General features: G+C 64.1%; 22 protein-coding genes. 15 read left to right on the top strand and 7 right to left on the bottom strand.

All coding sequences use genetic code 11. The features are described 5' to 3' along the window. Positions 1-45 precede the first annotated feature (45 nt). Positions 46-390 (top strand): ArsC family reductase, encoded by a 345-nt coding sequence (locus tag B7G52_RS01155; RefSeq protein ID WP_096695591.1) that lies wholly within the window; start codon positions 46-48, stop codon positions 388-390. Between the two features lie 141 nt (positions 391-531). Then, complete coding sequence (locus B7G52_RS01150; protein ID WP_096695590.1) at positions 532-1,248, top strand: glycine zipper 2TM domain-containing protein; 717 nt, start codon at positions 532-534, stop codon at positions 1,246-1,248. A 75-nt stretch (positions 1,249-1,323) separates the two neighbouring features. Here B7G52_RS01150 and B7G52_RS01145 read toward each other — a convergent pair whose 3' ends face one another. Together B7G52_RS01145 and B7G52_RS01140 are read right to left on the bottom strand one after the other, a co-directional pair. Continuing rightward, entirely contained in the window at positions 1,324-2,103 is a 780-nt protein-coding gene (locus tag B7G52_RS01145) for an anti-sigma factor domain-containing protein (protein WP_096695589.1), read from the bottom strand. Positions 2,104-2,181: 78 nt separating this feature from the next. Next, entirely contained in the window at positions 2,182-2,757 is a 576-nt protein-coding gene (locus B7G52_RS01140; RefSeq protein ID WP_096663409.1) for an RNA polymerase sigma factor, read from the bottom strand. Between the two features lie 171 nt (positions 2,758-2,928). Between B7G52_RS01140 and B7G52_RS01135 the strand changes: the two genes are divergently transcribed. Next, complete coding sequence (locus B7G52_RS01135) at positions 2,929-3,246, top strand: pyrimidine/purine nucleoside phosphorylase (protein WP_096695588.1); 318 nt, start codon at positions 2,929-2,931, stop codon at positions 3,244-3,246. 16 nt (positions 3,247-3,262) lie between these two features. Beyond that, entirely contained in the window at positions 3,263-4,597 is a 1,335-nt protein-coding gene (argG, locus tag B7G52_RS01130; protein WP_096695587.1) for an argininosuccinate synthase, read from the top strand. 104 nt (positions 4,598-4,701) lie between these two features. On the opposite strand, the gene murB is transcribed toward argG, so the two are convergent. Continuing rightward, the gene (gene murB / locus B7G52_RS01125; protein ID WP_096695586.1) at positions 4,702-5,763 is read right to left on the bottom strand and encodes a UDP-N-acetylmuramate dehydrogenase; all 1,062 of its coding nucleotides are present in this window, start codon (positions 5,761-5,763) and stop codon (positions 4,702-4,704) included. 56 nt (positions 5,764-5,819) lie between these two features. Between murB and B7G52_RS01120 the strand changes: the two genes are divergently transcribed. Together B7G52_RS01120 and B7G52_RS01110 are read left to right on the top strand one after the other, a co-directional pair. Further along, positions 5,820-6,305, top strand: a complete 486-nt coding sequence (locus B7G52_RS01120; protein WP_096695585.1) for a YajQ family cyclic di-GMP-binding protein — start codon at positions 5,820-5,822, stop codon at positions 6,303-6,305. A gap of 377 nt (positions 6,306-6,682) precedes the next feature. Further along, the gene (locus tag B7G52_RS01110; protein WP_096695667.1) at positions 6,683-7,246 is read left to right on the top strand and encodes a retropepsin-like aspartic protease; all 564 of its coding nucleotides are present in this window, start codon (positions 6,683-6,685) and stop codon (positions 7,244-7,246) included. Between the two features lie 73 nt (positions 7,247-7,319). On the opposite strand, the gene plsY is transcribed toward B7G52_RS01110, so the two are convergent. Genes plsY through B7G52_RS01095 form a run of 3 tightly spaced genes read right to left on the bottom strand, consistent with a single transcriptional unit; the run spans position 7,320 to position 9,573 of the window. Beyond that, positions 7,320-7,952: a glycerol-3-phosphate 1-O-acyltransferase PlsY gene (plsY, locus tag B7G52_RS01105; protein WP_096695583.1), complete on the bottom strand. Its 633-nt coding sequence runs from the start codon at positions 7,950-7,952 to the stop codon at positions 7,320-7,322. Between the two features lie 31 nt (positions 7,953-7,983). Further along, positions 7,984-8,475, bottom strand: coding sequence for an aminoacyl-tRNA deacylase (locus tag B7G52_RS01100; RefSeq protein ID WP_096695582.1), 492 nt, complete (start codon positions 8,473-8,475; stop codon positions 7,984-7,986). A 33-nt stretch (positions 8,476-8,508) separates the two neighbouring features. Continuing rightward, positions 8,509-9,573, bottom strand: a complete 1,065-nt coding sequence (locus tag B7G52_RS01095; RefSeq protein ID WP_096695581.1) for an aldo/keto reductase — start codon at positions 9,571-9,573, stop codon at positions 8,509-8,511. A 204-nt stretch (positions 9,574-9,777) separates the two neighbouring features. Here B7G52_RS01095 and B7G52_RS24360 point away from each other — a divergent pair, with 204 nt between their 5' ends. Together B7G52_RS24360 and B7G52_RS01085 are read left to right on the top strand one after the other, a co-directional pair. Then, entirely contained in the window at positions 9,778-10,437 is a 660-nt protein-coding gene (locus B7G52_RS24360; RefSeq protein ID WP_096695580.1) for an OmpA family protein, read from the top strand. 136 nt (positions 10,438-10,573) lie between these two features. Continuing rightward, positions 10,574-11,722, top strand: coding sequence for a sensor histidine kinase (locus B7G52_RS01085; RefSeq protein ID WP_096695579.1), 1,149 nt, complete (start codon positions 10,574-10,576; stop codon positions 11,720-11,722). A 39-nt stretch (positions 11,723-11,761) separates the two neighbouring features. On the opposite strand, the gene B7G52_RS01080 is transcribed toward B7G52_RS01085, so the two are convergent. Beyond that, positions 11,762-13,507, bottom strand: coding sequence for an acyl-CoA synthetase (locus tag B7G52_RS01080; protein ID WP_096695578.1), 1,746 nt, complete (start codon positions 13,505-13,507; stop codon positions 11,762-11,764). A gap of 50 nt (positions 13,508-13,557) precedes the next feature. Between B7G52_RS01080 and B7G52_RS01075 the strand changes: the two genes are divergently transcribed. The 7 genes from B7G52_RS01075 to pepN all read left to right on the top strand — a co-directional run bounded on the left by B7G52_RS01075 (position 13,558) and on the right by pepN (position 24,758). Continuing rightward, entirely contained in the window at positions 13,558-14,472 is a 915-nt protein-coding gene (locus B7G52_RS01075) for an alpha/beta fold hydrolase (protein WP_096695577.1), read from the top strand. 88 nt (positions 14,473-14,560) lie between these two features. After that, positions 14,561-18,022: a response regulator gene (locus tag B7G52_RS01070; RefSeq protein ID WP_096695576.1), complete on the top strand. Its 3,462-nt coding sequence runs from the start codon at positions 14,561-14,563 to the stop codon at positions 18,020-18,022. A gap of 2 nt (positions 18,023-18,024) precedes the next feature. Next, positions 18,025-18,912 carry a protein-glutamate O-methyltransferase CheR gene (locus tag B7G52_RS01065; protein WP_096695575.1) on the top strand — a complete coding sequence of 296 codons (888 nt, stop codon included), beginning with the start codon at positions 18,025-18,027 and terminating at the stop codon, positions 18,910-18,912. Next, positions 18,909-19,508 carry a chemotaxis protein CheB gene (locus tag B7G52_RS01060; protein WP_096695574.1) on the top strand — a complete coding sequence of 200 codons (600 nt, stop codon included), beginning with the start codon at positions 18,909-18,911 and terminating at the stop codon, positions 19,506-19,508. The genes B7G52_RS01065 and B7G52_RS01060 overlap by 4 nt, the downstream gene beginning before the upstream one ends. Then, positions 19,505-20,704 carry a hybrid sensor histidine kinase/response regulator gene (locus B7G52_RS01055; RefSeq protein ID WP_096695573.1) on the top strand — a complete coding sequence of 400 codons (1,200 nt, stop codon included), beginning with the start codon at positions 19,505-19,507 and terminating at the stop codon, positions 20,702-20,704. The genes B7G52_RS01060 and B7G52_RS01055 overlap by 4 nt, the downstream gene beginning before the upstream one ends. Before the next feature lie 121 nt (positions 20,705-20,825). Further along, positions 20,826-21,930, top strand: a protein-coding gene (prfB, locus tag B7G52_RS01050; RefSeq protein ID WP_096663365.1) for a peptide chain release factor 2 whose coding sequence is annotated in 2 segments (ribosomal slippage) — positions 20,826-20,906 and positions 20,908-21,930 — 1,104 coding nt in all. Because the reading frame shifts where the segments join, the coding sequence is not laid out codon by codon here. 116 nt (positions 21,931-22,046) lie between these two features. After that, complete coding sequence (gene pepN / locus B7G52_RS01045; RefSeq protein ID WP_096695572.1) at positions 22,047-24,758, top strand: aminopeptidase N; 2,712 nt, start codon at positions 22,047-22,049, stop codon at positions 24,756-24,758. The last annotated feature ends 30 nt before the right edge of the window (positions 24,759-24,788 follow it).

Raw genomic sequence — 24,788 nt, 5'->3', positions numbered from 1 at the left:
AGGGATCAAGGCCCATTTGATGCCAAACCATGCGAAAATTCGCGCATGATCACTGTTTACGGCATCCCCAACTGCGACACTGTCAAAAAAGCCCGCGCCTGGCTGGCCGCGCACGATGTTGCCCACACTTTTCATGACTTCAAAAAACAGGGCGTGCCGGCAGACCGCCTGGCCGCCTGGGAGCGCGCGGTGGGCTGGGAAAAACTCGTCAACCGCCAGGGCACGACCTGGCGCAAGCTGGACCCGCCGTTGCAGGCCGCCACGGTGGACGCGGCTAGCGCCCAAGCCCTGATGCTGGCGCAGCCCAGCGTCATCAAGCGCCCGGTGGTGGACTGGGGTACGCAGATCACGGTCGGTTTTGACGAAAAAAGCTGGTCTGAACGGCTTTGAAACGGCCGGATCCCGGGCCAGCTTTACAGGGCTTTACTGAACTTGTGTGCGCCAAATCCACTCTGAATCATTAAACTGGTAGCCGTTCTTTTGGCCTCCCCGGGCGGGCCTCTTCCAGCCGGCTGAAAAGGGATTTGCACCATGAAAAAAACACTTGTTTTATCGGCAGTTGCCGCAGCCTCCGGGCTGTTCGCCGTCAACGCCTCGGCCATGGACATCCTGGCACGCGTGATCTCCAGCACCCCGGTGGTCCAGCAGGTCAGCGTGCCGCGCCAGGTCTGCAGCATCCAGCCCATGGTCACCGAAGCCCCGCCCTCGGGCGCTGGCGCCGTGATGGGCGCCCTGGCCGGCGGCGCGATGGGCAATGCCATCGGTGACGGCGGCGGGCGCGCCCTGGCGACCGTGATCGGCCTGGTCGGCGGCGCCATGGTCGGCAACAACATCGAAGGCAACCGCAGCCAGGTACAGAACGTGCAGCAGTGCGGCACCCAGATGTCCTACGAAAACCGCACCACCCACTACAACGTGGTCTACGAATACGCCGACAAGCAGCACACCGTGCAGATGCCCAGTGACCCCGGCCTCTATGTGCGGCTGCAGGTCACGCCGGTGGGCGCGATGCCTGCGCCGCAGGCCGGTGTTCAGCAGGGTTATGCCCAGCCAGCCCAGCCGGTGTATTCGCAGCCCATCTATGCCCAACCTGTCTACGCCCAACCGGTTTATTCGCAGCCGGTTTATGTGCAGCCGGCGGTGGTCGCCTACCCCGGTTATTACCCGCGGCCCTACTACCCGCCGGTGGGCGTGTCGCTCAATTTCGGTTACAGCCGCGGCGGCTACGGGCACCGCCACTGGCGTTGAGCCAGTCAGATAAAAAAGGGGCCTTCAAGCCCCTTTTTTGGTGCCGGCCGCTGCGGCCTGAAGCGCTTTCCGGCTTTACAGCGTGGTCTGGAGCAGCGCACCCTTGAACAGCACCGGCCCGCTCGGTCCACTGCCCGCTGGAACGCCGCCCTTGGGCTCCAGGCTGATGGCCAGCGCCGGTACCTGATTGACCTCGCCGCTGCGCGCGGGAAGGCGAACCACGGCTCCGTCACCCAGCACACCCAGCGACTTGGGACCGCCCGACTGGGGCAGTGCCCACAGCTGCAGGGACTTGTCGGGCCCGGGGTGGAACTGGCCCACATGTTTGAGCTGCAACTGGCTGTGTTTGGGGTCGTAGGTCACCAGCACCGAGGGCGCCGCCTTGTCATCCGCCAGAACGGCAACGTACTGGATTTCAGGCGTGGCCGCGAGCTTGGCACTCAACTCCCGGACCTGGCCATTGAGCTGGGTATTCAGGTTCACGCCCACCACCACGGCCGCCACGGCTGCCATGGCACCCGCTGCCGAAGCCCCGCGCCACAAGCCCAGGCTGGCCCACCAGCCCGCGCTGGCCCGGCCCGCGGGCGCCTGCCGCGCGGCCTGCATGGCCCGTGCCTGCTTGTCCGCCTGGATGAGGTTTTCAATCCGTTTCCAGACCGCCGGACTGGGCGCCTGCTGCGCCTGCAGTTCGGTGACCGACGCCATGCGCCCTTGCCAGATCAGCGCGGCGGCGCGCACCGAAGCATGGGTGCGCGCCAGTTCCTCGAACCGGCGCCGTGCACCGCCACGCAAGGTGCCCAGCGCATAACTGGCCGCCAGCTGATCGATCAGCGCGGGATTGCGGGTCAGGTTCATACACCACCTTCTTCAGAAGTTTCCCGCCGCAACGCAACGGGAACAAACAGAGCAAACACAACAGACATCGGCTTCATCTCATGCAAACCGGGCCATGCAGCCGCGCAACTGCTCCAGGCCGCGGCGTATCCAGGTCTTCACGGTGCCCAGCGGCAGCTTGAGCTGCTCGGCCAGCTCGCCGTGACTCAAATCGCGCAGGTAGGCCAGGCTCACCACCTCGCGCTGCTTGTTGCCCAACTGGCTCAGGCACTGGTGCAGGGCCCAGGCCTGCTCGCCCGCCAGCGCGGTGTCCATCGGGTTGGCGGAGTCGCCCTCCAGCGTGTCGGACATCACATCGTCGAGCTCCTGCACCGCATCGGCCCGGTCGGAGTTGCGGCGCCGCAGAAAGTCCAGCCCCCGGCTGCGCACGATCAGGCAGAGCCAGGCCATGGGCGGCGACAGCGTCGCCTTGTAGTCGCCCGCAATGCGCCAGATGTTGATGAAGGCCTCCTGCAGCACGTCCTCGGCCCAGCTCCGGTTGCTGACCACACGCACCGCCACGCCATACAGCTTGGAAGAGGTGAGTTCATACAGCTCCCTGAGCGCCGATTCGTCGGCAAGAGCCACGCGGTCAATGAGCGCGATCAATTGGGTATCCGGGCTTTCTGCTTTCATGGACGTGATTGTCCTGCATTCGTGATACGCCTGAAATAGCCGAACGGATTCAGGGCCCTTGCCCCGTCAGGATCCGTCCGCCACGTGCCGGCGGTCCGGGTGACCTAAAATCAGGCGCTTTGCATCCCGGCCCGGCTGCCGGATGTTCTTATCGCCCTCTTTCACACCACCATGACTACAGAAAAAATCGACAACATCAGCGTCACCACGAAAGCCAGTGTGTATTTCGACGGCAAGTGCGTGAGCCACGGCATCACCTTTGCCGACGGCACCAAAAAATCCGTCGGCGTGGTGCTGCCTTCAACACTGACCTTCAAGACCGGCGCGCCCGAGATCATGGAATGTGTGGCCGGCGCCTGCGAGTACAAACTCGCCGGCAGCGACGCCTGGCTCAAGTCCGTGGCGGGGGAAAAATTCAGCGTGCCGGGCAACTCGTCCTTCGACATCCGTGTCGGCGAGGCCTATCACTACATCTGCCACTTCGGTTGATCCCGGGAAACCCGTCATGAGCACCATTCTCCAGAACCTCCCCATCGGCCAGAAAGTCGGCATCGCCTTTTCCGGCGGCCTCGACACCAGCGCAGCCCTGCACTGGATGAAACTCAAGGGCGCGACGCCCTACGCCTACACCGCCAACCTCGGCCAGCCCGACGAGCCCGACTACGAAGAGATTCCGCGCAAGGCCATGGAGTACGGCGCCGAAAAAGCCCGGCTGATCGACTGCCGTAAACAGTTGGCCGCCGAAGGCATTGCCGCGCTGCAGTGCGGCGCCTTCCACATCTCCACCGCCGGCGTGACCTACTTCAACACCACACCGCTGGGCCGCGCCGTGACCGGCACCATGCTGGTGGCCGCGATGAAGCAGGACGACGTCAACATCTGGGGCGACGGCAGCACCTACAAGGGCAACGACATCGAGCGTTTTTACCGCTACGGCCTGCTGACCAACCCCAACCTGAAGATCTACAAGCCCTGGCTGGACCAGCTCTTCATCGACGAGCTGGGCGGCCGCGCCGAAATGTCGGCCTTCATGACCGCCGCCGGCTTCGGCTACAAGATGTCGGCCGAAAAAGCCTACTCGACCGACTCCAACATGCTGGGCGCCACGCATGAGGCGAAAGACCTCGAGAACCTGGACAGCGGCATGAAGATCGTGAACCCCATCATGGGCGTGGCGTTCTGGAAGGACGAGGTTGAAGTGAAGCGCGAGGAAGTCACCGTGCGTTTCGAGGAAGGCCGGCCCGTCGCCCTGAACGGCAAAACCTACGACGACCTGGTCGAGCTGATCCTGGAAGCCAACCGCATCGGCGGACGCCACGGCTTGGGCATGAGCGACCAGATCGAAAACCGCATCATCGAAGCCAAGAGCCGCGGCATCTACGAAGCCCCGGGCCTGGCACTGCTGTTCATCGCCTACGAGCGCCTGATCACCGGCATCCACAACGAAGACACCATCGAGCAGTACCGCGACAACGGCCGCAAGCTGGGCCGCCTGCTGTATCAGGGCCGCTGGTTCGACTCGCAGGCCATCATGCTGCGCGAAACCGCCCAGCGCTGGGTGGCGCGCGCCGTCACCGGCGAGGTGACCATCGAACTGCGCCGCGGCAACGACTATTCGATCCTCAACACGGTCTCCGCCAACCTGACCTACAAGCCAGAACGCCTGAGCATGGAAAAAGTCGAAGGCGCCTTCACCCCGCTGGACCGCATCGGCCAGCTGACCATGCGCAACCTCGACATCATCGACACCCGCGACAAGCTGGCCATCTACACCCAGGCCGGCCTGCTGTCCCTGGGTGAAGGCGACTCGCTGCCGCGCCTGGGCGGCAAGGACGACTGAAACCGGTGGCTGCGGCGGCTTTTCAAGAGAAAAGTGGCTGCATCCCTTGTTTCACGGGCGTAAGCAGCTATTAATACAATAGCAAAACCAGATCGCCGGGCTGGCTACACCACCACGGGCTCCGGCTCCAGCAGGATGCCGAAACGTTCGTAGACGCTGGTCTGGATGGCCTTGGCCAGGGTCATGACCTCGCCGCCGGTCACCGGGTCGGCGCTGCCGCCGCGGTTGACCAGCACCAGCGCCTGCCGGTCGTACACGCCGGCGTTGCCTATGCTCTTGCCTTTCCAGCCGCAGGCGTCGATCAGCCAGCCGGCGGCGAGTTTGACCGAGCCGTCGTCCAGGTGGTAGTGGACGATCTTGGGCTCGCGCTGGATGATGTCGGCGCACTGCTCGGGTGTCACGGTCGGGTTCTTGAAGAAGCTGCCGGCGTTGCCGATCACCTTGGGATCAGGCAGCTTGGCTTTCCGGATCTCGCAAATCCACTCATAAATCTGCAGCGCATCGGGCTGGGTGATCGCGGACTGCGCCATCTTTTTCTCGATGTCGGCATAACCCAGCACCGGCTTCCATGCCTTGGGCAGCGCAAAACGCACGCGCGTGATCAGGGCCTTGCCGGCCAGCCCCAGACCCGGTCGCCCATTGGGTCCGGTGCTGCTGTGTTTGAAGACCGAATCGCGGTAGCCAAATGCGCATTGCGCCGCATTCAGCGTGAAGCTTTGGCCGGTGCCCAGATCGATGGCGTCCAGCGAATCGAAACGGTCCTGCAACTCCACGCCGTAGGCACCGATGTTCTGCACCGGCGAGCCGCCCACGGTGCCGGGGATCATGGCGAGGTTTTCCAGGCCCGGATAACCGTTGTGCAGGGTCCAAGCCACCACCTCGTGCCAGTTCTCGCCGGCGCCGGCCTCGACGATCCAGGCTTTGACGGTCTCGCCCACGAGCTTCCTGCCCATGATCTCCACCTTGAGCACGACGGATTTGACGTCGCCGGTGATGACGATGTTGCTGCCACCGCCCAGCACGAACTTCGGGCAAGCCTGCAGCACCGGATCGGCCAGCACGGCGGCCACGCCCTCTTCGCTGGCAATACGCACCAGCGTGAGGGCCTTGGCCATGATGCCAAAGGTATTGGAAAACTGGAGGGGAACGTTTTTCTCGACTAACATCACGGGATTGTCGCACCCTGACATCCCTGCAACGCAACCCCGGAAGCCGGAAAACCATGCCCTCTTTTGACACCGTTCTCGAAGCCGATCTGGTCAAGGTCAAAAACTCGGTTGAAAACACTGCCAAGGAAATCGGCACACGTTTCGACTTCAAGGGCACGGCGGCAGCGATCGAGCTCAAGGACAAGGAAATCACGCTGATCGGCGACAGCGACTTCCAGATCGACCAGATCACCGACATCCTGCGCAACAAGGCCACCAAAAGCGGCGTGGATGTGCGCTTTTTCGACGCCGGCAAGGTCGAGAAAATCGGCGGCGACAAGGTCAAGCAGATCATCAAGGTGCGCAACGGCATCGAGACCGAGCAGGCCAAGAAAATTTCGCAACTGATCAAGGGCAGCAAGGTCAAGGTGCAGGCCTCCATCCAGGGCGACGCCGTGCGGGTGACCGGAAAAAACCGCGACGACCTGCAGGAGGCGATGGCCATGATCAAGGCGGACCTGCCCGACATGCCGCTGAGCTTCAACAACTTCAGGGACTAGACGTGGCCCCCACGCTCCCCACTGCGTGTGGTTCGCGAGGCCTTGCAGGCCGCAGCTCGCCAGAGGCTTCGCTTCTGTCGCCTGTCCAAAGCTGCTCAAGCAGCTTTGTAGCCGCAGGCTCCAGCCCCTCGGGGGCGCTGCGCCTGCGGCCCGGCCCTTCGACCCCTTCGACGGAGCTCAGGACAGGCGGCTCAGGACAGGCCAAGGCCGGTTCCGCGGCCCCGGCTGGAAGGGGATGGGGACATCACGCTCGCTACTCCGTTTGCCTGGGGCGGCCCGGCGCGGCGGCCGTTCGTGTGCAACTCGCCCTCTTGTTCATCGTGCTGGCGGGCCTTCTGGCTCCGGCGGCACACGCGCAAAGCGTCGCGCTGGCCGGCATGCTGGGCAGCAGGGCACTGTTGATCGTCAATGGCGGCGCGCCGAAATCGGTGGCGCCCGGGGAATCCCACCAGGGGGTGAAGGTGGTCTCCACCGCCGGCGACCAGGCTGTGCTGGAACTCTCGGGCAAGCGCCACACCGTGCGCGTCGGCGATGCGCCGGTCAGCGTGGGTGCGGGCGGGGGCGCCGGCAAGGGCAGCCGCATCGTGCTGACTGCCGGCACCGGCGGACATTTCTTCACCCCGGGCCAGATCAACGGCCGTGCCGTCCAGTTCATGGTGGACACCGGCGCAACCGGTGTGGCCATGAGTGCTGCCGATGCCGAGCGCGCCGGCATCAACTACAAGGGTGGCCAGCCGGTACAGATGAGCACCGCCAACGGTGTGACGCAGGGCTTTCGCGTCAAACTCGGTTCCGTGCGGGTCGGCGATGTCGAGGTCTACGACATCGACGCGGTGGTGTCGCCCCAGCCCATGCCCTACATGCTGCTGGGCAACAGCTTCCTGACGCGCTTCCAGATGATCCGCGAAAACGACCAGATGACGCTGGTCAAGCGATTCTAGAAACAAAACAGGCTGCAGCCCACGCCACACAATCGCAAGCAGCTATCTGATTGATAGCAATCGGCGGTCCGGGTCAGCCCTTCTTCTTCGCGCCCAGCTTCGACTCCGTGCCCTTGAGCAGCTTGTTGATGTTTCCCCGGTGCCGGAAAATCAGGAAGGCGCTCATGGCCACAATGGCCAGCGCGATCATCTTGTCCACATACCAGAACGAACGGTCGCCGATCAGGTAATACCAGGGCGCAAAAATGGCGCAGGCAATGGCCGCCAGCGACGAATAGCGCGAGAAGAAAGCCACGATGACCCAGGTGGCCAGTGTCGCCAGGCCCAGCACCCAGTGCACGCCGAACAGCACGCCGGCAGCCGTCGCCACCCCCTTGCCGCCCTGGAAACCGAAAAAGACCGGGTAGAGGTGGCCGATGAAGGCCGCCAGGCCGACGGCAGCCAGCGTGCCTTCGCGCATCCCGTAGTCCTTGCCGAACCACATGACCAGTGCCATCGGCAGCCAGCCCTTGAGGCCGTCGAGCAGCAGCGTGAGCGCGGCCGCCGCCTTGTTGCCCGAGCGCAGCACATTGGTGGCGCCGGGGTTCTTGCTGCCGTAGCTGCGCGGGTCGTTCAGACCCATCAGCCGGCTGACGATGACCGCGAACGACAGCGAGCCGATCAGGTAGGCCGCCAGCACGGCCAGGGCGGAATAGGCGTAGTCCATGGAGTTCTCCAGTGTTGTTGTAATTTTGTTGTCAATCAGCAAGCGCGCAGTTGACCGATTTTGCACCGAGCAGGTCCACGCACACCTGCGGCGCGATGCCGACCAGGTAACCGCGCCGGCCGCCATTGATGGCGATTTTAGGCAAGGCCAGGATGCTTTCCTCGATATACACCGGCATGGCCTTGCGCGTGCCGAACGGCGAGGTGCCGCCCACCAGGTAGCCGCTGTGGCGACTCGCCTCCTCGGGCTTGCAGGGTTCGACCGACTTGGCGCCAATCTGGCGCGCCAGGTTTTTGGTCGACACCTTGCGGTTGCCATGCATCAGCACCAGCAGCGGCTTCGCGTCCTGGTCCTGCATGACCAGGGTCTTGACCACGGTGAAGGGATCGAAGCCCAGCACCTCTGCGCTGTGCTGCGCGCCGCCGTGCTGGAGGTACTCGTAAGGGTGTTCGGTAAAAACGACCTTGTTTGTCTTCAGCAGTTGCGTGGCCGGCGTCTCCGACACGTGGTCTTTTTTTGCCATGATCCACCGTTCGGGTTGAGCTTGTCGAAGCCTTTAAAGCGCCGGGTCGCGCAGCTCCCAGCGGATCGCGTCGATGGCGGCCAGCACCTCGGGCGAAAGTTGCGTGCCCCAGGCGTCGAGGTCTTCGTCGAGCTGGGCCACCGACGTCACGCCGATGATGGTGCTGGCCACCTGCCATTTGGTGTAGCAAAACGCCAGTGCCAGCTGTGTCGGCGTGAGGCCGTGCTCGCGGGCCAGCGCGTTGTAGCGGCGCGCGGCGGCCAGCGCTTCGGGCCGGCCCCAGCGCTGCTTGCGCACCGACTCATACCTGGCGATGCGGGCGTCCCCGGGCGCCCCGGCGCCGGTGGTGCCACCGGCATCGTACTTGCCGGTCAGCAGGCCAAAACCCAGCGGCGAATAAGCCAGCAAAGAGACACCGAGCCGGTGCATGGTTTCGTCGAGCCCGTTTTCCACCGTGCGGTTGATCAGGCAGAACGGATTCTGCACGGTCGCCACCTTGGGCAGGCCGTGCTGCTCCGCCAGCCGCACAAACTCATGCACGCCATAGGGGGTTTCGTTGGACAGGCCGATGGCGCGCACCTTGCCGGCTTTCACCAGGCCGCCCAGCGCTTCGAGCTGCTGGTGGATCGAGCTGACCGCCTTGTCCTTGGCCGGGTCGAAATACACCATGCCGAACGCCGGCACATTGCGCGCTGGCCAGTGGATCTGGTACAGGTCGATGGTTTCAAGCTGCAGCCGCTTGAGGCTGTCGTGGCAGGCCTGCACGATGTCCTGCGGCGTCAGGTCGGGGCTGCCGTTGCGTATCCAGGGCATGCCGCGAGCCGGGCCGGCGACCTTGGTGGCCACCACCAGTTTGTCCCGCGCGCCCGGGCGCTGGGCCAACCAGTTGCCGATGATGGTTTCGGTGGCGCCGAAGGTTTCGGCGCGGGCTGGCACCGAATACATCTCTGCCGCGTCGAGAAAATTGACGCCGCGCTCCAGGGAGCGGTCAAGGATCGAATGGGCCGTGGCTTCATCGACCTGCTCGCCGAAAGTCATGGTGCCCAGGCAAACGGGGGTGACCTGCAGGTCGCTGCTGCCGAGTTGGATTTTGTTCATGGATCAGGGGTAAGGATTTCGCGATAAAGGGGCGCAGCGGGTGGCGCGCCCGGGACGAGTCGTAGTTTAAAGGTTCACCGCTGCTGTTGCAGGAGGGCACGAACTCGGGTGATTGGCTTACAAATTCCTGATTTTTGCCGAGCTACCATTCATGCACAAAAGCTTTAACCCTTGCGCTTCGCAACAACTTCCCAGGAGCCTTCCATGAAACTCGTACTCACTTCCCTGACCGTCGCCGCCCTCTTTCTGAGCGGTTGCGCCAACATGAGCGAAACCCAGCAGGGCACGGCCAAAGGTGCCGGCATCGGCGCCGTAGCCGGTGCTGTGCTCGGCGCAGCCACCGGTGGCTCCAAGGGTGCAGCCACGGGCGCAGTGCTCGGTGGCGCCGTTGGTGCAGGTGGTGGTTACCTCTGGTCCAAGCGCATGCAGGACCAGAAAGCCGCCATGGAAAAAGCCACGGCCGGCACCGGCGTGGCTGTGAGCCAGACCGCCGACAACCGCCTTAAGCTCGACATCCCTTCGGACATCTCGTTTGCAACGGGCCGCTCTGATGTCAGTTCCAGCTTCGCCCCCATCCTGAACCAGTTTGCCACCAGCCTGAACCAGAACCCGGTGACCACGGTGACCATCATCGGCCACACCGACAGCACTGGCAGCGATGCCATCAACAACCCGCTGTCCATTGACCGCGCCAACAGCACGCGCAACTACCTGGTGGCCCGTGGCGTTGCAGGCAACCGCATCGCCACCGACGGCCGCGGTTCGCGCGAACCGATCGCCGACAACAACACCAACGAAGGCCGCGCCAAAAACCGCCGCGTCGAGATTTATGTGGCCGAGCCTGTGCAGGCAACCGCCCGCTAAGCAGGTACCCTCGCTGCAAAAAAACCCTCCGTGACCCGGAGGTTTTTTTTATTCCAAGGTGCGTCAGTACGCAGACAAGCTGCCAGAAACACCCGCCATTGGCTGGAAATCGTTCCAACACCAGATAGGCTCCATCATGCGACTTTCCACATTTCTCCGATCGAACGCGGAAGAAATCCTCACTGCGTGGGACGAATTCGCCGCCACGGTGGTGCATGACGGAACCAGGCTGGACCAGAAAGCTTTGCGCGATCACGCGGGCGAAATTCTCGCAGCGATTGCCAATGATCTGGAGCAACCGCAAACTCCTGCCGCACAGGAAGAAAAATCCCGGGGCGAAAGCAGGCAGCCCCAGGGAGAGCTCGATACAGCGGCCGAGACCCACGCCGATACGCGCATGGTCTCCGGCTTCGCCATCGACGCCATGATCACCGAGTACCGCGCCCTGCGGGCCAGCGTCGTCCGGCTCTGGACCCTCGCAGGCGGAGGACGGGATCACCAGAACGACATGCACGACCTCATCCGGTTCAATGAAGCGATGGACCAGGCGATTGCCGAATCCGTGGCCCGCTACACCGACCAGACCAAAAGATCGACCGACCTGTTTATCGGCATCCTCGGGCATGACATCCGCAATCCGCTGGGCACCATCTCCATGTCCGCGCAATACCTGGTGCGCTCCGGCAAGCTGCCGGCCAGCGCGGCGGAAACCATCATCAACAGCGTGGTCCGCATCAACAGCGTGATCGAACATGTGGTTGATTTCACGCGTGTGCAGTCCGAGGGCATGATGCCGATCAGGCCGGTGCCCGGCGACCTGGTCACCCAGTTCGTCAAGGTGCTGGCGGAGACTCGCGTGCGTTATCCGCGCAGCCTGCTCAGCCTGGAAAGCGTCGGCGACTTCACCGGCTCCTGGGACGAAGGCCGCATGGGGCAGTTGCTGTCCAACCTGCTGGCCAATGCCCTGACCCATGGCGCGCCAGACGAACCGGTGACGGTGCGCCTGTGGGAAAACGCAGAAGGCGTGGCCTTTTCGGTGCACAACCGGGGCACGCCGATTCCGCTGAAGGAACAGCAGCTGATCTTCAAGCCGCTGGTCCGCGGCATGGCCTCCGGCCAGGGCGAGCGCCGGGAAACCACCGGGTTGGGCCTGGGCTTGTTCATCTGCCAGGAAATCGTTCGTGCGCATGGCGGAAGCATCGCCGTGACATCGGATGCCGCCAGCGGCACGTCGTTTACCGTCACCCTGCCCCGTACGCCTCCGGCCCCGAACGCCGGGGCCTGACACTGCGGAGCCACCAGCCCGAGCCGCCCAGCCGCCCCTTCAGGCCTGCTCTGAGGCCAGCCGGAAACGTTCTTCCTCCTGCAGCCTGAGCACACGCCGCTGCACCTTGCCGGTGGTCGTCATCGGCAGCGCATCGATGAACTCGATCTCCTTGGGGTATTCGTAGGGCGCCAGCAGGCCCTTGACGTGGGCCTGCAGCTCAGCCGTCAGTTGGAGGTCAAATTGGCCCTCAGCTCCCGCTCTATCTGCGCGAGCAGCTACAAAATCAGGAGCAAGCACAATGAAGGCCTTGACCACGGCGCCGCGTTCGCGGTCGGGCTTGGGCACCACTGCGGCATTGGCCACCGCCGGGTGCTTGACCAGGCAGTTCTCGATCTCGCCCGGGCCGATGCGGTAGCCGGCTGCCTTGAACACGTCGTCGGCCCGGCCCTCGTACCAGAGGTAGCCGTCCTCGTCGCGTGTGGCCAGGTCGCCGGTGCGGCACCAGTCACCGCTGAACTTGGCCTGCGTGGCGGCTTCCTTTTTCCAGTAGCCGAGAAAGAAGATCGGGTCGGGATCGCCGTGGATGTCAAACCGGTTGACCGACACGTCGCCGGGCACGCCGACGGCGCACTCCCTGCCCTCGTCATCAATCACCGCCACACGGTGGCCCGGATAGCCTTTGCCCATGCTGCCGGGCCGGGCCGGCCACAGGGCCGAGCAGTTGCCCACCACGTAGTTGATCTCGGTCTGCCCGAACATCTCGTTGACAAGTACGCCGAGCTCGTCGCGGCAGTACGCAAACACCGCGTCGCCAACCGCTTCGCCCGCGCTCATCATCGCCTGCAGCTTCAGTTTGAACTGCCGGCGCGGGTGCGGGTAGGCCTTCATCATGGCTTTGAGCGCGGTCGGGAACAGAAAGGTGTGCGTCACGCCCTGCTGCGCCATCAGCGTGAAGGCCAGCTCGGGGCTGAAGCGGCCGTTGAAGGCGACGATGGGCCGGCCGAAATACAGCGTCGGCAACAAGGCGTCCATCAGCCCGCCGGTCCAGGCCCAGTCCGCCGGGCTCCAGAACACCGCATCGGAGCGGGCATTGGTCTTGCCGTCAAAACCAAACCAGTTCTGGCTGCAGACAAACCCCGGCAAATTACCGATCAACGCGCGGTGCGCCAGCAGCGCGCCCTTGGGCGGGCCGGTCGTGCCGCTGGTATAGATCAGGATGGCCGCGTCGTCGGCCTTGGTTTTCACCGCGGTGAAAGTTCGTTGCTGCGCTGCCAGGGCGGGTTCGTAGTCCACGTCGCCCTGGCCGGCCGCCGCGCCGGCCGCGATGACCGTGCGCAGGGCCGGGCAGCGACTGCGGATGGCGTTGACGCTGGTTATCGAGTTTTCGTCGCAGATGGCCAGCACCGCGTCGCTGTCCTGCAGGCGGTACTCGAGGGCCTCGGGGCCAAACAGCATGGACAGCGGCATGGCCACCGCGCCCATCTGGAACACCGCCATGTAAGCCGCGGCGGTTTCGAAACGCTGCGGCATCACGATGGCGACCCGGTCGCCGCGCTGCACGCCCAGTTGCACCAGCACATGGCTCAGCGCGTCGGCGGCCTGCTGCAGCTGCGAATAGGTATAAAAAGAGGTTGCAGCCCCCGTCTGGTGGGCGCGGATAGCTACTCTTTTGGGAGCGCTTTTACCACTGCCGGCCGCCCAGCGCCGGCAGCAGACGTCGGAGATGTTGAAGTGTTCGTCCACCTGCCAGCGAAAGCCCTGGTGCAGGGCGGCGTAATGGTCGGGCTGCGGCGCGGCGGCCATGTCCCTGTCTTGACTGCGCTTCAAATCGGGTCTCCTTATGATGGGCATCAATGTACAAAGAAAAACGTCTTTCCCGCAGCGAGTATGTCCCTATACGCGGCATCAACTACCACGTGCTTCACTGGGGCGAGGCCCAAAGCAGCCTGCCGCCCCTGGTGCTGGTGCATGGCTGGATGGACGTGGCCGCGTCCTACCAGTTTGTTGTTGATGCGCTGACCGCTGCCTTTGTACAGGGCCGCACCATCATCGCGCCCGACTGGCGCGGTTATGGCCAGACCGGCAGCGCGGGGGCCGACAACTTCTGGTTCCCCGACTACCTCGCCGACCTTGATTTCCTGCTCGATCACTATGCACCCGGCCAGCCGGTGGACCTAGTCGGCCACAGCATGGGGGGCAACGTGGCCATGCTCTACGCCGGCGTGCGGCCCGAACGCATCCGCAAACTGGTCAACCTCGAAGGCTTCGGCATGCCCGCGACCAAGCCCAGCCAGGCACCCGGCCGCTTCGCCAAATGGATGGACGAGCTCAAAAGCCTGCACAAGGGCGAAATGGCCCTCAAGCCCTACAACGACGTAGACGGCGTGGCCAGGCGCCTGATGCGGACCAACCCCCGGCTGACCCAGGACAAGGCCGACTGGCTGGCCCGCCACTGGGCCGCGCCCGACGTCCAGGGCCAGTGGCGCATCCTGGGCGACGCGGCCCACAAGGTCACCAACGCCCAGCTCTACCGGGTCGACGAGGTGCTGGAGATTTACCAGCGTATCAGCGCGCCCACGCTGGCGGTCGAAGCATCCGACGACTCCCTGGGCAAGTGGTGGGAAGGCAAATACACCCTGGCCCAGTACCACGAGCGGCTGCAGTCCGTGCCGCAGGTCACCACCGCAGTGATCGAGGACGCCGGCCACATGCTGCACCACGACCAGCCGGAGCAACTGGCCAGGCTGATGGAGGGATTCCTGGCTTAGAACTTGTTCTTAAGTTCGGCAGCGCACATAGGAAATTCCGGCCAGGGCGCATACTCGAGGTTTTGCAGCGCTTGGCGCGGGGACCACCATGACCGAGCCAACTCCTGACAGCCAGGAAAACTTCCGCCGCGTTCTGACGCGAAACATCAGCCTGCCGCTGGGTGTGGGCGCGTTCAGCGCCGCCGTTTTTGTCACCCTCATCTTTTACCTGCTATCGGCCCTGGGCGGGGTCGAACTGACAGAACGGGCGATCAGCAACGCCAACCAGGTCGCCAAACTGGGCGCCGACATGGAAGCCAGCATGTACGGCTACCTGGTCACCGGCGAAGAACCCCTGCTGCAGCCTTTTGAAATCGGCAAGCCCCGGATTGCCGCCGAAACCGCGACGCTGGCCGGACTGGTCCGCGACAACCAGTCGCAGGTCAGCCGGCTCAGGCGCATCGCCGCGCTGCAGACGCAGTGGAACGAATTTGCGCAAAACATTGTCGATCTCAGGCGCAAAGACCTCGACTACCAGGCGCCGGTCCGTTCCGCAGGGGGCAAAAGCCTGACCGATGAAATCCGGCGCGAGTTTGCCGAGTTCATCAGCATCGAAGAGCGCCTGCTGCAGGAGCGCAACGCCCAGGCCAGAAGCAACACGGCCTGGGGCATGGCGGCTTACCTTCTGTTCAGCCTGGGGATGAGCGGCTTGCTGGCGCTCCTGGGCCACCGTAAACTGCAACGCCTGTCGGACTCCTATGGCGCGGCGGAGCAAAAGCAGGCTGCCACGGCATTGCTGCTGGACCAGCAGCTCTGGCTGCGCACCGGACAGCGGCAGCTGGCCGAACACACCATCGGCCAGCAGGCACTGGAATCGCTGGGGCGCAGCGTGCTGGAGTTCGTCGCGCGTTATCTGGATGCGGCGGTGGCGGCACTGTACGTCCGCGAAGACAACGGCAACTTGCGGCGTGTGGCCGCCTACGGTTTCAGTGCCAGCAGCGAAGGAACGACACAGACGTTTTACAGCGCCGAAGGCCTGGTCGGGCAGGCGGCGCTTGAAAACCGGGTGTTGCAGCTCGACGACCTGCCCGAAGGCTACCTCAAGGTCACCTCGGGCCTGGGCCGGGGCGCACCGCGCCACGTGCTGGTGGTGCCCGTCCACAACGACGGACTGGTCAACGGCGTGGTCGAGCTCGGGTTTTTGCGTGCGCTGGGCGCGCGTGACCTGGAATTCGTCAACATGATTGCCAACAACATCGGCAACTCCGTTCACGCGGCGCTGTACCGTCGCCAGCTCCAGGACGTGCTGTCGGAAAGCCAGCGGCTCAACGAGGACCTCCAGACCCAGCAGCAGGAACTGCGCACCGTCAATGAAGAGCTCGAGGAGAAGTCGCGCGTGCTCAAGGAGTACCAGGTCAACCTTGAAAACCAGCAGGCCGAGCTGGAACAGACCAACGAACAGCTGTCGGAGCTGGCCCTGTCGCTGGACCAGAAAAACGTGGCGCTCAACCTGGCACAAACCCAGCTTGAAGAACGCGCCGAGGAACTGAGCCGCGCCAGCCGCTACAAGTCCGAGTTTCTGGCCAACATGTCGCATGAGTTGCGCACGCCGCTCAACAGCTCGCTGATTCTGGCCAAGCTGCTGGCAGACAACATCCGGGGCAACCTCGACGATGAACAGGTCAAGTTTGCGCAGTCGATTTACTCGGCCGGCAACGACCTGCTGAACCTGATCAACGACATTCTGGATATTTCCAAGGTCGAAGCCGGAAAACTCGAACTTTCGCCCGAAGAAATCGTCCTTGGCAAACTGGTCGATTCCCTGAAAAACACCTTTGAACCGATGGCCGGCCAGAAGCGGCTGCACTTTGAAGTCAACATCCAGCCGGGTACCCCCGTCATGCTGGTGAGCGACCGGCAGCGTGTGGAGCAGATCCTGAAGAACCTGCTCTCCAACGCCATCAAGTTCACGGAAGCCGGCAAGGTCAGCCTCACGGTTTCGCAGCAGCCTGGCGATCTGGTGACTTTTGCAGTGCAGGACTCCGGCATAGGCATTCGCCCCGACCAGCAGCAGATCATTTTCGACGCCTTTCACCAGGCCGACGGCACCACCAGCCGGCGTTATGGCGGAACAGGACTGGGACTGTCGATTTCGCGCGACCTCAGCAATTTGCTGGGTGGCTCCATCACGGTGGAAAGCCGCGAGGGCCAGGGCAGCTGCTTCACCCTGCGGTTGCCCCTGCACTGGTACCAGGCGCAGGAGTCGCATGGCGCAGCAGCGTCCCCGCCGGCAGCGTCGCCCGCGCCGCCATCCGGTGCTGCGCCGGCCAGGGTGGCACCGGTGGCCACACCGGCCTTCCCCGACGACAGGCACAAAGCGCTGGAAGCACGTCTGGCGCTGGTGATCGAGGACGACGTGCCTTTCGCGCAGATCCTGTACGACCTGGCCCATGAGCTGCAATACAACTGCCTGGTGGCACACGGCGCTGAAGACGGGATCGCACTGGCCGGCCAGTTCCTGCCGGCGGCCATCCTGCTGGACATGGGTCTGCCCGACGGCTCGGGCCTGTCGGTGCTGCAGCGGCTGAAAGACAACCCGCGCACGCGGCACATTCCGGTGCATGTGGTCTCCGGCCATGACCACCGTGAGTCGGCCCTGCAGATGGGCGCCATCGGTTATGCCCTCAAGCCGGCCACCCGGGAGCAGCTCAAGTCGGTATTCAAGAAAATTGAGGACAAGCTGACGCAGAAGGTCAAGCGTGTGCTGCTGGTTGAAGACGATGCACTGCAGCGGGCCAGCGTGACGCGGCTCATCGGCGATGCCGACGTGGAAATCACGGCCGTGGAAACCGGCAAGGAAGCGCTGGCGCTGCTGGCCACCACCATTTTCGACTGCATGATCATCGACCTGAAGCTGCCCGACATCCAGGGCTATGAGCTGCTCCAGCGCATGTCGGCCGGGGAGATCACCTCCTTTCCGCCGGTGATCGTCTATACCGGTCGCAGCCTGACCCGTCAGGAGGAAGCCGACCTGCTCAAGTACTCGCGCTCCATCATCCTCAAGGGCGCCCGTTCTCCCGAGCGCCTGCTCGATGAAGTCACACTCTTCCTGCACAAGGTCGAGTCAGAGCTGTCGGCAGACCGGCAGACCATGCTCAAGGCAGCGCGCAGCCGGGACCGGGTCTTTGAAGGCCGCAAGATCCTGCTGGTCGATGACGATGCACGCAACATCTTTGCACTGACCAGCGCACTCGAGCAAAAGGGCCTGGTGGTCGAGATCGGCCGCAACGGGTTTGAAGCCATCAGCAAGCTCGACGAGGTTCCGGACATCGACCTGGTGCTGATGGACGTCATGATGCCGGGCATGGACGGCCTGGAAGCCACACGCCGCATCCGCAAGGACCCGCGCTTTGAGAACCTGCCCATCATTGCCGTCACCGCCAAGGCCATGAAGGACGACCAGGAGCAATGCCTGAAAGCCGGCACCAACGATTACCTCGCCAAGCCGATTGACCTGGACCGCCTGTTTGCGCTGCTTCGCGTGTGGATGCCCAGCCTGGAACGCGTCTGAGCATGCCGAAAAGAACCGGGCACCCGGGACCGCTCCACCACCCGACGAGCCATCCGGTCACCAGCATCAGTGATGCCGAAGTGCGCCTGCTGATGGAGTCGATTTACAGCAAATACAGCTACGATTTCCGCGACTATTCGGGGACATCGCAAAAGCGCCGGTTGCTGCAGGCCCTGGCCCACTTTGAATGCCCCACGGTCCCGGCGCTGCAGGCGGCGTTGCTGAAGGACCCGACGCTGTTCATGCAGTTGCTGCAGTTCCTGACGATTCCGGTCAGCGAGATGTTCCGCGACCCCACGTTTTTCCTGGCGCTGCGCCAGCAGGTCATGCCCGTGCTGCAGACCTATCCTTCGCTGAAGATCTGGATTGCCGGCTGCAGCACCGGTGAAGAGGTGTATTCGCTGGCCATCCTGCTCAAGGAAGAAGGCCTGCTCGAGCGCTCCCTGATTTATGCGACCGACATCAACCCGCAGTCGCTGGACAAGGCCCGCAAGGGCATTTTTTCCCTGAGCAGGATCCAGAGTCACGCAACGAACTACCGCAAGGCCGGCGGCCAGCGGGCCTTCAGCGACTACTACACCGCCGCCTACGATGCGGCCATTTTTGACCAGACCCTGCGCGACAGCATCACCTTCGCCGACCACAGCCTGGCCACGGACAGCGTGTTTTCAGAGACCCAGCTGATCCTGTGCCGCAACGTGCTGATCTATTTCAACAAGACGCTGCAAAATCGCGCGCTGGGCCTGTTTCACGAATCGCTGAGCCACCGCGGCTTCCTGGGTCTGGGCAGCAAGGAAAGCATCGAATTCTCGGCCTATGCCACGCGTTTTGAAGTGCTGGACAAGCCCGAGCGGCTGTTCCGAAAAATCATGGCGGACACAAGCCCATGAGCGCGCCCACAACCAGCGCGGGGCATGTGGCGCAAGCGGTCGTCATCGGCGCTTCGGCCGGCGGCGTGCAGGCGCTGATGGCCTTGCTGTCGGATCTGCCGCGAAGTTTCCAGCTGCCCATCGTGGCGGTACTGCATCTGTCGGAGGACAGGCCCAGCCAGCTCGCCGACATTTTCCGCCACAAGCTGCAGCGGCCGGTGCGCGAGGCGGACGACAAGGAAAGCATTGCGCCGGGAACGCTGTATTTCGCGAGCCCGGGCTACCACCTGTCGGTGGAAAAAGACCGCACTTTTTCATTGAGCGTTGAAGAACCGGTGCATTACTCCCGTCCTTCAATCGACGTGCTGATGGAGTCTGCCGCCGACGCCTACGGCGCCGGCCTGGTCGGCATTTTGCTCACCGGGGCCAATGCCGACGGTGCCGCCGGACTGGCACGGATCAGGCAGCTGGGCGGGCTGACGATCGTGCAGGATCCGGCCGAGGCGCTGGCCGTCACCATGCCCGAAGCCGCCATCCGCACCATGCCCCCTGACTTCATTCTCCCGCTGGACGGCATCCGCAGCCTGCTTCACACACTGGACAGGCCCGCACCATGAGCAACACCACCAACATCCTGATCGTCGATGATCTGCCCGAGAACCTGCTGGCACTGAACGCGCTGATCCGGCAGGACGACCGCACCATTTTCCAGGCCTCCAGCGGCGAAGAGGCGCTGGACCAGCTGCTCGAGCACGATTTCGCGCTCGCCATCCTCGACGTACAGATGCCCGGCATGAACGGCTTCGAGCTGGCCGAACTGATGCGCGGCACCGAAAAGACCCGGCACATCCCTATCGTCTTTGTCAGCGCCGCCGGCAAGGAGTCCAACTACGCCTTCAAGGGTTACGGAACCGGCGCGGTGGACTTTCTCTACAAGCCGCTGGACATGGAGGCCGTCAGAAGCAAGGTCAATGTCTTTGTCGAGCTTTACCGCCAGCGCCATGAAACCCGCCGGCAGGTCCAGGTGCTGGAGACCATCCGGCAGGAGCAGGACGTGCTGCTGCAGAAACTGCATGCCACCCAGGGGGAACTGCAGGCGTCCATCCGCATGCGCGACGACTTCATGTCCATGGTGGCGCATGAGTTGCGCACGCCGCTCAACACCCTGTTTCTCGAGGCGCAGTTGCGCAAGATGCAGCTGGACCGGGGGCGCACCGACGTTTTCGATGCCCCCTACCTGAACGCCATGGTGGCGCGCGACAAGCGCCAGATCGAAGCCATGATGCGCCTGATCGACGACATGATGGACGTCACACGCATCCGCAGCAACGCGCTGTCCATAAGGCCGGTGGAGGTCGAACTGTCGGCCCTGCTGGCGCGTGTGGTGGACAACCTCTCCAACCAGGCCGCGGCGGCCGGCAGCCCCATCACCCTCGATGCCGGCCAGCCGGTCACCGCCCTGTGGGACGAGTTCAGGATCGAGCAGGTGGTGATCAACCTGCTGACCAACGCGCTGCGTTATGGCGATGGCAAACCGGTGGCGGTCAGCCTGCGCCTGCTGCCCCAGAGTGCGTGCATTTCCGTGCGCGACCAGGGCCGGGGCATTTCCGCGACTGACCAGCTGCGCATTTTCGAGCAGTTCTCCCGTGTCGCCAGCGACGACGGCACCGGCGGGCTCGGCCTGGGCCTGTTCATCACCCGCCAGCTCGTGCAAGCGCACGGCGGCAGCATCAGCGTGGAAAGCCGCCCGGGCGAGGGCGCCGTGTTCACCGTCACCCTGCCCCTGACGCCTCCGGCCCCGCCGGCGGCCTGATCCCGGGCCGGCTGGCGCAGCCACCGGGTGTCCGCCGGGCATGGCCTTTTTTTGCGTGTCCGCGGTCCGGAGCATGAGAAAATGCCGGATTGACCCCCAGACACCAGGACAGGACTTCCCCATGGACGCAGAACACATCAATATCATCGGCAACCAGCTCGCAGACCTGAGCAACCGGGTCAACGAGCTTCGGGGGTATCTTTGACTACCCTGCCAAAGAACGTAAATTAAGCGAAGTCAACGCCGCGCTGGAAGACCCGAAAGTCTGGGACAACCCCAAGCGGGCCCAGGAACTCGGCAGGGAAAAGAAGTCGCTGGAGGACGTGGTCCATGTGATCGACCGCCTGAGCTCCGAGCTGGCCGACAACACCGAACTCTTCGAGATGTCCAAGGCCGAAGGCGACGACGCCGGCATGCTGGCCATTGAAGAAGACGCCGCCAAGGTGGCGGTGGAAGTCGAGAAGATGGAATTCCGCCGGATGTTCAACAACCCGGCCGACCCGCTCAACGCCTTCCTGGACATCCAGGCCGGCGCCGGCGGCACCGAAGCCTGCGACTGGGCCAGCATGCTGCTGCGCCAGTACCTCAAGTACGCCGAGCGCAAGGGCTTCAAGACGCAGATCGAGGACGAGACCGCCGGCGACACGGCCGGCATCAAGGGCGCCACCATCAAGATCGAGGGCGAATACGCCTTCGGCCTGCTGCGCACCGAAACCGGCGTGCACCGCCTGGTGCGCAAGTCGCCGTTCGACTCGTCGGGCGGGCGCCACACCTCGTTTGCCTCGGTGTTTGTCTACCCCGAGATCGACGACTCGATCGAGATCGAGATCAACCCGTCCGACGTTCGGGTCGACACCTTCCGCGCCTCGGGCGCTGGCGGCCAGCACATCAACAAGACCGACTCGGCCGTGCGCCTGACCCACCTGCCAACCGGCATCGTGGTGCAGTGCCAGGACGGCCGCTCGCAGCACGGCAACCGCGACGTGGCCTGGAAACGCCTGCGTTCGCGCCTGTACGACTTCGAGCTGAGGAAGCAGCAGGAAGCCCAGCAGAAGCTGGAAGACACCAAGACCGACGTGGGCTGGGGCCACCAGATTCGCAGCTACGTGCTGGACCAGAGCCGCATCAAGGACCTGCGCACCAACTACGAAACCTCGGCCACCCAGAAGGTGCTCGACGGCGACCTCGACCCGTTCATCGAAGCTTCGCTCAAGCAGGGCGTGTGACATGACCTCCACGCTCGTCACTTCGTGTACTTCCCTGCCCCCCGAGGGGGCCGCAGTCGCCTTGGGGCGGCCCGGCGGCGACTCAGCCCATTACCCCCACTTTTCAGGAACCCACCATGCTGCGTGAAGGACAAGCCACGGCCATCCACCGTGCAGACTACGTTGCCCCCGCCTACTGGATCGACACCGTCGACCTATGTTTTGACCTGGACCCGGCCAAGACGCGTGTACTCAACAAGATGACGCTGCGGCGCAATGCCGACGTGCCGGCCCAGCCCCTGAAACTCGACGGCGAGGAACTCAACCTGGCGCGTGTGCTGGTCAACGGCCAAGGCACCTCGTTCAAGATGGACGGCGACAAACTGTTGCTGGAAAACCTGCCACTGGGCCCCGAGCCCTTCGAGCTGGAAATTTTCACCACCTGCGCGCCGGCCAAAAACACCAAGCTGATGGGCCTGTACGTCAGCAACGACTCTTTTTTCACCCAGTGCGAGGCCGAGGGCTTTCGCCGCATCACCTACTTCCTGGACCGTCCCGACGTGATGGCCAGCTACACCGTGACCCTGCGCGCCGACAAGGCCAGGTACCCGGTGCTGCTGTCCAACGGCAACCTGGTCGAGCAGGGCGAACTCGAGGGCGGCCGCCACTTTGCGAAGTGGGTGGACCCGCACAAGAAACCCGCCTACCTGTTTGCCCTGGTGGCCGGCCAGCTGGTCGCGCGCGAGCAGCGCATCACCTCGCGCGCCGGGGTTGACCACCTGCTGCAGGTGTATGTGCGCCCCGGCGACCTGGACAAGACCGAACACGCGATGACCTCGCTGATGCATTCGGTGGCCTGGGACGAAGCGCGCTTTGGCCTCTCGCTGGACCTGGAACGTTTCATGATTGTCGCGACCAGCGACTTCAACATGGGCGCCATGGAAAACAAGGGCCTGAACATCTTCAACACCAAGTACGTGCTGGCGAACCAGGCCACCGCGACCGACACCGACTATTCGAACATCGAAAGCGTGGTCGGCCACGAGTACTTCCACAACTGGACCGGCAACCGCATCACCTGCCGCGACTGGTTCCAGTTGAGCCTCAAGGAAGGCCTGACGGTGTTCCGCGACCAGGAATTCAGCCAGGACCTGTGCGGCGAGGCCTCGGCCCGCGCCGTCAAGCGCATTGAAGACGTGCGTGTGCTGCGCACCGCGCAGTTCCCCGAAGACGCCGGCCCGATGTCGCACCCGGTGCGGCCTGACAGCTACATCGAGATCAGCAACTTCTACACCGTCACCATTTACGAAAAAGGCGCCGAAGTCGTCCGCATGATGCAGACACTCGTGGGTCGCGACGGTTTTGCCAAGGGCATGAAGCTTTACTTCGAGCGCCACGACGGCCAGGCCGTGACCTGCGACGACTTTGCGCAAGCCATTGCCGACGCCAATCCCGCCTCCGATCTGGCGCGCCTGCTGCCGCAGTTCAAGCGCTGGTACAGCCAGGCCGGCACGCCGCGCGTGCATGCCGAAGGGGTGTACGACGCCGCCGCGCGCAGCTACACCCTGACGCTGGCGCAAAGCTGCGCCCCCACGCCCGGCCAGTCGGCCAAGGAGCCCTTTGTGATTCCCGTGGGCCTGGGCCTGCTCGGCACCGACGGTGCCGACTTGCCGCTGCAGCTGGAAGGCGAGCTTGCTGCCGTGGCCGGCCCGCGCACCTTTGTGCTGACCGGGGCCAGCGAGACCCTGCGTTTTGTCAACGTGGACGTCGAACCCGTGCCGTCCATCCTACGCGGCTTCAGCGCGCCGGTGGTGCTGGAGTTCGACTACAGCGACGCGCAGCTGCTGCACCTGCTGGCCCACGACAGCGACCCCTTCAACCGTTGGGAGGCCGGGCAACGCCTGGCGGTGCGAAGCGCTATTAAATCAATAGCTGCTTCCGCTTATCCGGTGGGCGCCGAGCCCCTGAATGACGCTTATATCGACGCCATGCGCAGCGTGCTGCGCGACCCGGCGCTGGACGCCGCCTTCAAGGACCTGGTGCTGACCCTGCCGTCGGAAACCTACATGGCCGAGCAGCTCGACGTGGTGGACCCGCAGCGCATCCACGCGGTGCGCGAAGCCATGCGCCTGCAGCTGGCCACCGCGCTGCAGGCCGACTGGGAAGCTGCATACGAGGCCAACCACGACACCGGCGCCTACACGCCCGACCCGCTGTCCTCGGGCCGCCGCGCCCTGGCCGGCATGGCGCTGACGCAGCTGTGCCTGGCCGCGGTCGCCAGCCCTTCGACGGGCTCAGGACGATCGGAAGAATGGCCCGGCAAGACCTACCAGCGTTTCAAGGACGCCGGCAACATGACCGACCGCTTCAACGCGCTGGCCGCCCTGGTGTCCAGCGGTCACCCGCTGGCCGCCGAGGCGCTGCAGCGCTTCCATGCCATGTTCAAGGACGAGGCGCTGGTCATCGACAAATGGTTCAGCCTGCAGACCAGCGCGCCGGACCGCGGCGGCAACATCCTGCCGGCCGTGAAACAGCTCATGAAACACGCCGACTTCAGCCTGCGCAACCCGAACCGCGCGCGCAGCGTCGTCAGCACCTACTGCCAGGGCAACCCGGCCGCGTTCCATCGCACCGATGCGGCGGGCTACGTGTTCTGGAGTGAACGCGTGATTGAGCTCGACGTGATCAACCCGCAGGTGGCAGCCCGCCTGGCGCGCGCGCTGGACCGCTGGAGCAAGCTGGCCGAACCCTACCGCAGCGCCGCGCGCGAAGCGATTGCCCGTGTCGCTGCCCGCACCGACCTGAGCAAGGACACGCACGAGGTCGTCACGCGCGCCTTGGCAGATTAACCAACAACCTGTCATTGCGGACTCGATCCG

Source organism: Polaromonas sp. AER18D-145, assembly GCF_002379095.1.
Classification (GTDB): Bacteria; Pseudomonadota; Gammaproteobacteria; order Burkholderiales; family Burkholderiaceae_C; genus Polaromonas.
This window is presented reverse-complemented; position numbering and strand designations above follow the sequence as displayed.

Bases quoted from the DNA above. Each gene is read 5' to 3' on its own strand.
- B7G52_RS01060 (WP_096695574.1), top strand. From the start codon at position 18,909: ATGAGCGCGCCCACAACCAGCGCGGGGCATGTGGCGCAAGCGGTCGTC.
- plsY (WP_096695583.1), bottom strand. From the start codon at position 7,952: ATGGACTACGCCTATTCCGCCCTGGCCGTGCTGGCGGCCTACCTGATC.
- B7G52_RS01070 (WP_096695576.1), top strand. From the start codon at position 14,561: ATGACCGAGCCAACTCCTGACAGCCAGGAAAACTTCCGCCGCGTTCTG.
- B7G52_RS01075 (WP_096695577.1), top strand. From the start codon at position 13,558: ATGTACAAAGAAAAACGTCTTTCCCGCAGCGAGTATGTCCCTATACGC.
- murB (WP_096695586.1), bottom strand. From the start codon at position 5,763: ATGTTAGTCGAGAAAAACGTTCCCCTCCAGTTTTCCAATACCTTTGGC.
- B7G52_RS24360 (WP_096695580.1), top strand. From the start codon at position 9,778: ATGAAACTCGTACTCACTTCCCTGACCGTCGCCGCCCTCTTTCTGAGC.
- B7G52_RS01110 (WP_096695667.1), top strand. From the start codon at position 6,683: ATGCTGGGCAGCAGGGCACTGTTGATCGTCAATGGCGGCGCGCCGAAA.
- B7G52_RS01150 (WP_096695590.1), top strand. From the start codon at position 532: ATGAAAAAAACACTTGTTTTATCGGCAGTTGCCGCAGCCTCCGGGCTG.
- B7G52_RS01080 (WP_096695578.1), bottom strand. From the start codon at position 13,507: ATGGCCGCCGCGCCGCAGCCCGACCATTACGCCGCCCTGCACCAGGGC.
- B7G52_RS01100 (WP_096695582.1), bottom strand. From the start codon at position 8,475: ATGGCAAAAAAAGACCACGTGTCGGAGACGCCGGCCACGCAACTGCTG.
- B7G52_RS01055 (WP_096695573.1), top strand. From the start codon at position 19,505: ATGAGCAACACCACCAACATCCTGATCGTCGATGATCTGCCCGAGAAC.
- argG (WP_096695587.1), top strand. From the start codon at position 3,263: ATGAGCACCATTCTCCAGAACCTCCCCATCGGCCAGAAAGTCGGCATC.
- B7G52_RS01085 (WP_096695579.1), top strand. From the start codon at position 10,574: ATGCGACTTTCCACATTTCTCCGATCGAACGCGGAAGAAATCCTCACT.
- B7G52_RS01065 (WP_096695575.1), top strand. From the start codon at position 18,025: ATGCCGAAAAGAACCGGGCACCCGGGACCGCTCCACCACCCGACGAGC.
- B7G52_RS01135 (WP_096695588.1), top strand. From the start codon at position 2,929: ATGACTACAGAAAAAATCGACAACATCAGCGTCACCACGAAAGCCAGT.
- B7G52_RS01095 (WP_096695581.1), bottom strand. From the start codon at position 9,573: ATGAACAAAATCCAACTCGGCAGCAGCGACCTGCAGGTCACCCCCGTT.
- B7G52_RS01155 (WP_096695591.1), top strand. From the start codon at position 46: ATGATCACTGTTTACGGCATCCCCAACTGCGACACTGTCAAAAAAGCC.
- B7G52_RS01145 (WP_096695589.1), bottom strand. From the start codon at position 2,103: ATGAACCTGACCCGCAATCCCGCGCTGATCGATCAGCTGGCGGCCAGT.
- B7G52_RS01140 (WP_096663409.1), bottom strand. From the start codon at position 2,757: ATGAAAGCAGAAAGCCCGGATACCCAATTGATCGCGCTCATTGACCGC.
- B7G52_RS01120 (WP_096695585.1), top strand. From the start codon at position 5,820: ATGCCCTCTTTTGACACCGTTCTCGAAGCCGATCTGGTCAAGGTCAAA.
- pepN (WP_096695572.1), top strand. From the start codon at position 22,047: ATGCTGCGTGAAGGACAAGCCACGGCCATCCACCGTGCAGACTACGTT.